Below are 7,418 nucleotides of genomic sequence, written 5' to 3' on the forward strand. Positions count from 1 at the left end.
CGCCGGCCGGTCTACGCCATCGATCTGCCCGGCTTCGGCTTCTCGGAGCGCAGTCCCCGCACCTACACGCCGCGCCTGATGACCGATGCGATCCATGCGATCGTGACGGAGATCCGCGCGCGGCATGGCGGCGGGCCCGTCGATGCCGTCGGATTGTCCCTCTCGGCCGAGTACCTCGCCCGCGCGGCCATCGAGCGGCCCGAGGATTATCGCAGCCTCGGCCTGATCAGCCCGACCGGGTTCGATGCGCGGCTCTCGGGCTCCGGTCCGGCGCAATCCCACCGCGGCAGCGACACGGCGCGGTCGATCGTCTCCCAGCCGCTTTGGGGCCGGCCCCTGTTCGACCTCCTCGTCAGCCGCCCGAGCATGCGTTTTTTCCTGGAGAAGACCTGGGGCTCCAAGGATATCGACGAGGGCCTGTTCGAGTACGACCAGGCTTCCGCCCACCAGCCCGGCGCCGAGCACGCCCCCTTCTCGTTCATCTCCGGGCATCTGTTTCCGGCCGATATCAGCCGGGTCTATGCTGTGCTCGAACGGCCGGTCTGGATGGTCCACGGCACGCGCGGCGACTTCGTCGATTACCGCCATGTCGACGAGGTCAGGGGCAAGCCGAACTGGACCGTCGACGTCCTGCCAACCGGGGCCTTCCCGCATTTCGAGCGGCTCGGCGACGTGACGGCCCGCTACGACGCCTTCCTGGCGGCCACGGGCTCTTGAGGCTAGTCCCGCCGGGAGCCGCGCGCTATCCATGCGACAGCCCGGTCGCTGGAGCCGGCGCGCCCCGGAGTCACGATGTCGGACCTCACCCTCGCCGCCGCTCAGACCATCGTCGCCACGGCCCTCGCGACGGCGCGGGAGCACGCCCTGAAACCCCTCGGCGTCGTGGTCTACGACGCCCGCGGCGCCCTCAAGGCCGTGGCTGTCGAGGATGGCTCCTCCCTTCGCCGGGCCGAGGTCGCGATGGGCAAGGCCAATGGCTGTCTGGCGCTAGGGGTCGGCGGGCGGGTCCTGCATAAGCGGGCCGAGGAGCAGGCCTATTTCGTCGCCGCCGCGAGCCATCTCGTCGGACCGGCCGCCATGGTGCCGGTGCCGGGCGGCGTGCTGATCCGCGACGGCGACAGGATCATCGGTGCCATCGGCATCTCGGGCGACACCTCCGATAACGACGAGCTCTGCGCCGTCGCCGGTATCGAGGCGGCCGGGTTCATCGCACAGACCGGCGCCTGATAAGGGCCGGTGAAGCCTCACCGCCGCCACTGCCTCGCCGGAGGCGGAGCGTTTCTCGCGACGGCCTTGGCCGGCGGTGTTGAGGCGGCCTCGCCGGTCTATCGGCGCGGCAACGACGCCGACCCAGAGACTCTCGATCCGCACCGATCCTCGACCGTGGCCGAGGCGCATATCCTGCGCGACCTCTACGAGGGACTGCTCACCTACGACGCCTCCGGCGCCATCGTACCGGGCGCCGCGACGCATTGGACGGTCTCGCCCGACGCCCTCACCTACACCTTCACATTGAGGGAGGACGGGCGCTGGTCGAACGGTGATACCGTGGTCGCCGCGGATTTCGTCTTCGCCTTGCGGCGGATCATGAATCCGATGACCGCCGCCAAATATGCCGAGATCCTGGCGCCGATCCGAAATGCCCGTGCGGTGAACCAGGGCTCTGCCCCGGCGGAGGCCCTCGGCGTCGCGGCATCCGACCCGCGAACGCTGGTCCTCACCCTCGACCAGCCGACGCCGTACGTCCTCGAACTCCTGACCCACCAGACCGCCCTGCCGGTTCATCCCCCGAGCATCGAGCGCTTCGGCGATGCCTTCACCAAACCCGGAAACCTCGTCTCGAACGGGCCGTACCGCTTGGCCGATATCGTGCCGAACGACCGCATCACCCTGGTGCGCAACCCGCACCACTACGCGGCGCGCGAGGTTCGGATCGAGACCGTCGCCTTCCTGCCGACACCCGATCTGTCGAGCGCCGTGCGCCGCTACGCCGCCGGCGAGATCGATTCCCTCGCCGACCTTCCCGGCGACCAGATCCCCTCCCTGGAGAAGCGCTTCGGCGATCAGGTCAAGCTCGGCCCGGCACTCGGCCTCGCCGCCCTGGCGATCAACCTGCGAAAAGCACCCTTCAACGATATCCGGGTCCGCCGCGCCCTGTCCCTCGTCATCGACCGCGAGTTCCTCAGCGAGGTGGTCTGGGGCCGCACCATGGCGCCGGCCTATTCGTTCTGCCCGCCGGGCCTCGACAATGCCCTGCCGCCGCCGGAACTCGCCGGACGCGAGGCCATGCCGATCGACCGCGAGGAGGAGGCTCGCGCGCTGCTCTCCTCCGCCGGGTTCGGGCCGGCGCGTCCGCTCCACGTCGAGTATCGGTTCAACACCAGCGACAACAACCGCAACACCGCTATCGCCATCGCGGACATGTGGCGGGCGATCGGGGTCGAGACCCGCTTCGTCTACACCGACGCCAAGACCCATTTCGCGCACCTGCGCGATGGCGGCGATTTCGACGTGGCGCGCTATTCCTGGATCGCCGATTATTCCGACCCGCAGAATTTCCTGTTCCTGCTGGAAACCGACAATGTCGGTTTCAATTGCGGCCGCTACGCGAGCCCGGCCTTCGATGAGCTGATGCGGCAGGCTGCGGCCGAACGCGATCTCCGAAGCCGGGCAGCAATCCTGTTCCAGGCCGAACGCATCCTCCTCGCCGACCTGCCCTGGATCCCGCTGATGCATACCCGCTCGAAGGCGCTGATCTCGCCGCGCCTTTCCGGCTATCGCCAGAACCTGCGCAACGTCTCGCCGACGCGGTTCCTGACGCTGGGTTCCTGACGGCCGGGCATCGACCGTCTGGGTGCCGATCAGATTCAGGCCGATGACGGACAACCATCGATCAGCGTTTCATCAGCCCGCCGAGCACGTTGCGCAGGATCGCGTTACCCACCTGGGTTCCTACTGTCCGCGCCATCGATCGCGCTGCGTTGCCGATGACCTGCTCGGCGATGCTCTGCGGGGGACGGCGGCCCTTTCCCGTGGCTGGCTTCGAGCCGAAAATCCCGCCGACGAGGCCGCCGAGCATCCCGCCGAAGCCCCCTTCCGATTGCGCCCCCTCGGCGGGCGCCGCTTCGAGGTTCTTGCGCTTGGCCAGCATCTCGTAAGCACTGTCGTTGTCGACCGTCTGATCGTACTTGCCCCGCAGCGGGCTCTTGGCGATCAGCTCGGCGCGCTCGGATTCCGTGAGCGGGCCCACCCGTCCCTGCGGCGGCGCGACCAGCGCGCGCTCCACCACGGAGGGTGTGCCCTTCGCTTCCAGGAAGCTCACCAGCGCCTCGCCGACGGCGAGCTCGGTAATGGCCTGCGCCACGTCGAAGCCGGGGTTCTGGCGGAAGGTCTCGGCCGCAGCCTTGACGGCGCGCTGGTCGCGCGGCGTGAAGGCGCGCAGGGCATGCTGGACGCGGTTGCCGAGCTGGCCGAGCACCGTCTCGGGAACGTCGAGGGGGTTCTGCGTCACGAAATAGACGCCGACGCCCTTGGAGCGGATGAGGCGCACGACCTGCTCGACGGCATCGAGCAACGCTTTCGGCGCATCGTTGAACAACAGGTGCGCTTCGTCGAAGAAGAAGACGAGCTTGGGCTTGTCGAGATCGCCGACCTCGGGGAGCTGCTCGAAAAGCTCGGAGAGCATCCACAGGAGGAACGAGGCGTAGAGCCGCGGGCGCTGCATCAACTTGTCGGCGGCAAGGATATTGACGATGCCGCGGCCCTCGCGATCGACCTTCATGAAATCGTTGAGGTCGAGGGCGGGTTCGCCGAAGAACTGGTCGGCGCCCTGGTTTTCCAGCATCAGAAGCTGACGCTGGATCGCGCCGACCGAGGCGGCCGAGACGTTGCCGTATGTGCCGGAGATCTCCTTCAGGTTCTCGGTGAGGTAGAGCAGCAGGGCCCTTAGATCCTTGAGGTCGAGGACCGGCCACTGGTTGTCGTCGGCGACGCGGAAGGCGATGTTGAGGACGCCTTCCTGGGTGTCGTTGAGCTCGAGGAGACGCGCCAGGAGCAGCGGCCCCATCTCGATGACCGTGGCGCGGATCGGGTGTCCCTGCGTGCCGAACAGGTCCCAGAACACCGTCGGGAACCGGTCCGGCTCATAGGCGATCCCGATCTCCTCGGCGCGCTTGAGGAAGACCGGCTTCGATTCCCCGTTGGCGGCGAGGCCCGACAGATCGCCCTTGATGTCGGCGGCGAAGACCGGGACGCCGGCATTGGAGAAGCCTTCCGCCATTACCTGCAGGGTCACCGTCTTGCCGGTACCCGTGGCGCCGGCGACGAGACCGTGGCGGTTCGCGAGCCGCAGGGTGAGGGCCTCCGGCTTCGTTCCGCTCTTGCCGACGAGGATCTTGCCCTCGAGTATCTTGCCCTCGAGTGTCTTGCCGTCGCCCTGCATGACCGCTCGCTCCAACATTTTTCGCCGCGCTCCGGGCGGTCGACCTGTCGATTATGACCGTGGCCGTTCGGATTTTCCAGGCTTCTCCCGAATGGCTACGCTCCGAAGCCGCGTCGCTATTCGGAGATGAGAATACCTTTTTAGGCAAACGGACCCAAGGTCGTCGCCTAAACCACTCTTTTCTGCGTTGGTGTCTGCGAGATCGACCGGGTCCGGTTCGGAGCCCAAGAATCTCCTGGAGGAAATCCCTTGAAGACAGCGATCACCCTGGCCACCGGCATGTTCGCCGCCGCTCTCTATTTCGCGCCGGCACCGGCCTCTGCGGCTCCCCTGCCCGTTCCGAGCGCGACCGAGGCGGCTCCGGCGGCCGAGACCGTGCAGTACGGCTACCGCCGTCGCGGGTATGGCTACGGCTACGGCCGTCGCGGCTACGGCGGCTATGGGAACCGCGGCTACGGCGGGCGTGGATATTACGGTCGCCGCGGCTACGGTCCGGGCAGCTACGGCCGCACAGGCATCGGACCCGGCAACCTGCTGGGCGGCGGCCCGGGCTATGTCGGCCCGCGCTTCTGATCCCCACGGCGGGCGCTCCGCAAGGTTGCGGAGTGTCCACCCCTTTCTGGGCGAAGCAACCCACGAGCTCTTGAGCCGCGCGGTCGAGTGCGGAGGATGTCGGCTTTGCATCCTTCGGCGAGGACATCCCCTTGATTTCGGGGCGAGGAGGCTCGAAGGACTAGCGGCACACAACCCTGGAGCGTTTTGAAATGGACGAACTGATTGCCCGCGTCACCAGCGTGACCGGCCTAGACGCGGCGACGGCGCAGACCGCCATCGGCCACATCCTGGCCTTCCTCCAGAAGGAAGGGCCGGCCACCGAGGTGAGCCAGCTTCTCGCCGCGATGCCGGGTTCGGAAGCACTCGTCGCGGAGTCGAAAGCCGCGGAAGGTGGCGGCGGCCTGATGGGGATGCTCGGCGGCATGATGGGCGGCGGCGTGATGGCGCTTGGCCAGAAGCTCATGTCGGCCGGCGTGCCGATGGGCCAGATGCAGCCCCTCGGCCGCGAACTCTTCGCTTTTGGCCGCGAGAAGGCCGGTGAGGACGTCATGGGTCCGATCGTCGGCTCCGTCCCGGGCCTCAATCAGTTCGTTTGAGCCCAGATGATCGGAGCTTCGGCGGCTACCCAATGCCGGGCCGCCGAAGAACGTCTAGTCCGTCATATCAAGCCACTCAACAAAAACGCCTTTCTCTGTCATAAAAGCGTTCTCGCTTCATGGTCATGTGCCGGGATCGAGACGAGAGGATTGCGGCTCCGAGGGAGCTGCCCTCGGGGCTTGGCAGGGCGTACCGATGGTCCCGAACTTCGCGAAGGACGCCTCCGCGGCGTGGCTCAACGGATGGGAGGCGCATGTGAACGCGCCGTTCGCCCGGTTCAAGCAAAAGCGGGCGGATGCCGGCCTGGCAGCCTTTCCCGGCCTCGGCTTCCTCCCCCAGGGCGGTGCGCCGATCAAATTCAAGCCCCGGCTCAAGAAGCCGCTCGCGGCTCCCGGGCTCGATCCCAGTCTCGGCCGCTTGGGCAATCTCGAAGTGCGGCTGGCGACTTCGGTGTCGGAGATCCGTCGGGCTCAGCGCCTGCGCTACCGGGTATTCTACGAAGAGATGTCGGCGATCCCGAGCGGCATCAACCTGCTCGCCCGCCGCGACATCGACGATTACGACACCGTCTGCGACCACCTCCTCGTCATCGACCATGCGGCGACCGAGGCGAAGCCCTTTCGCAAGCCGCGGCCGAAGGTCGTCGGGACCTACCGTCTGCTCCGCCAGGACGCCGCCGACCGTCATTTCGGATTCTACACCGCAGGAGAGTACGACATTGCGCCGCTACTCGCCGCCAATCCCGGCAAGCGATTCCTCGAGCTCGGCCGTTCCTGCGTGCTGAAGCCCTACCGGACCAAGCGGACTGTCGAGCTGCTCTGGGCCGGCATCTGGGCCTATGTCCAGCATCACCGCATCGACGCCATGCTCGGCTGCGCCAGCCTTGAAGGCACCGACCCGGATCGCCTCGCCCTTCAGCTCAGCTTTCTCCATCACCACGCCAGAGCGCCCGAGGCATGGTGCGCGCGCGCTCTGGCGAAGCGCTACGTCGCCATGGACCGCCTCGGCCGCGAGGCCGTCGATCCGAAAGCCGCCCTCCAGGCGCTTCCGCCGCTGATCAAAGGGTATCTGCGGGTCGGTGCCACGTTCGGCGACGGCGCTGTGGTCGACCATCAGTTCGGCACGACCGACGTGTTCGTGGTGCTGCCGGTCTCGGCGATCGCGTCGCGCTACATCGACCATTTCGGGCCGGCCGCGAACCGCAGGGCGGCCTGACGGTATCGGAGGGGTTGATCCTCCCACCGAACCCGGCCTAAGCCGCTGGATGACGGCGCTCCAGTACTCCGCCTCGATAGGAGGAGATCGGGGCGGCCCAGGGCGATGTCGTCCTCGTCGAGGGAGGATGCGGGCCGCGATGCGGGGCTATCGATACGAGGCGCTCGACGGCGTGCGCGGGATCGCGGCCCAGGCCGTGCTCGTCAGCCACGCCCTCGGCATGGCCTATCCGCATCTCGAAGCGCCGGTCGCCGGGGTCGTCGAGTGGGTCGGCCGACTATCGGTCATGGTATTCTTCTCTCTCAGCGGCTTCGTCATCGCCACGAGCCTGTCGCGGCTGATCGCCGAGGACCGCGGGCGGTTTCTGGTGCCTTACGCGGTCCATCGAATCGCCCGGATCTGGCCGCCGCTGATTCTCGCCATCGTCGTCACGTTCGCGGTGGGTGCCATCGGACATGCCGGACTGCCGCTGCTGACGCGCACGGGCGATCACTACCGTCTCGACCTCATTGCCTTCCTGCGCGGCATCACCCTCACCTTCGGTCCGGGAGACGCGACCTTCGTCATCGACCGGGCGCTGTGGTCTCTGCGCCAGGAGGTCTACCTCTAT

At 67.4% G+C, this 7,418-nt stretch carries 8 protein-coding genes; 7 read left to right on the forward strand and 1 reads right to left on the reverse strand.

The features are described 5' to 3' along the window. From K2Y56_RS25605 to K2Y56_RS25615, 3 genes are all read left to right on the forward strand, one after another. Positions 1-717: alpha/beta fold hydrolase (locus K2Y56_RS25605; RefSeq protein ID WP_292514779.1), on the forward strand; the 717-nt coding region annotated here is incomplete at its 5' end. Between the two features lie 75 nt (positions 718-792). Then, positions 793-1,227: a heme-binding protein gene (locus K2Y56_RS25610; RefSeq protein WP_292514782.1), complete on the forward strand. Its 435-nt coding sequence runs from the start codon at positions 793-795 to the stop codon at positions 1,225-1,227. 66 nt (positions 1,228-1,293) lie between these two features. Next, the gene (locus tag K2Y56_RS25615; RefSeq protein WP_292514797.1) at positions 1,294-2,832 is read left to right on the forward strand and encodes a peptide ABC transporter substrate-binding protein; all 1,539 of its coding nucleotides are present in this window, start codon (positions 1,294-1,296) and stop codon (positions 2,830-2,832) included. Between the two features lie 61 nt (positions 2,833-2,893). On the opposite strand, the gene K2Y56_RS25620 is transcribed toward K2Y56_RS25615, so the two are convergent. Beyond that, entirely contained in the window at positions 2,894-4,441 is a 1,548-nt protein-coding gene (locus K2Y56_RS25620) for a helicase HerA-like domain-containing protein (RefSeq protein ID WP_292514785.1), read from the reverse strand. A 249-nt stretch (positions 4,442-4,690) separates the two neighbouring features. Between K2Y56_RS25620 and K2Y56_RS25625 the strand changes: the two genes are divergently transcribed. The 4 genes from K2Y56_RS25625 to K2Y56_RS25640 form a co-directional block, all read left to right on the forward strand. Further along, positions 4,691-5,014, forward strand: a complete 324-nt coding sequence (locus tag K2Y56_RS25625) for a hypothetical protein (protein WP_292514787.1) — start codon at positions 4,691-4,693, stop codon at positions 5,012-5,014. A gap of 191 nt (positions 5,015-5,205) precedes the next feature. Further along, the gene (locus tag K2Y56_RS25630) at positions 5,206-5,592 is read left to right on the forward strand and encodes a DUF2267 domain-containing protein (RefSeq protein WP_292514790.1); all 387 of its coding nucleotides are present in this window, start codon (positions 5,206-5,208) and stop codon (positions 5,590-5,592) included. Between the two features lie 196 nt (positions 5,593-5,788). Further along, on the forward strand, positions 5,789-6,808 hold the full coding sequence (locus tag K2Y56_RS25635; protein ID WP_292514791.1) for a GNAT family N-acetyltransferase: 1,020 nt from the start codon (positions 5,789-5,791) through the stop codon (positions 6,806-6,808). Between the two features lie 139 nt (positions 6,809-6,947). After that, a partial coding sequence (locus tag K2Y56_RS25640; protein WP_292514794.1) for an acyltransferase family protein occupies positions 6,948-7,418 on the forward strand: 471 nt, incomplete at its 3' end.

The organism is Methylobacterium sp. (assembly GCF_019745455.1).
Taxonomy (GTDB): domain Bacteria; phylum Pseudomonadota; class Alphaproteobacteria; order Rhizobiales; family Beijerinckiaceae; genus Methylobacterium.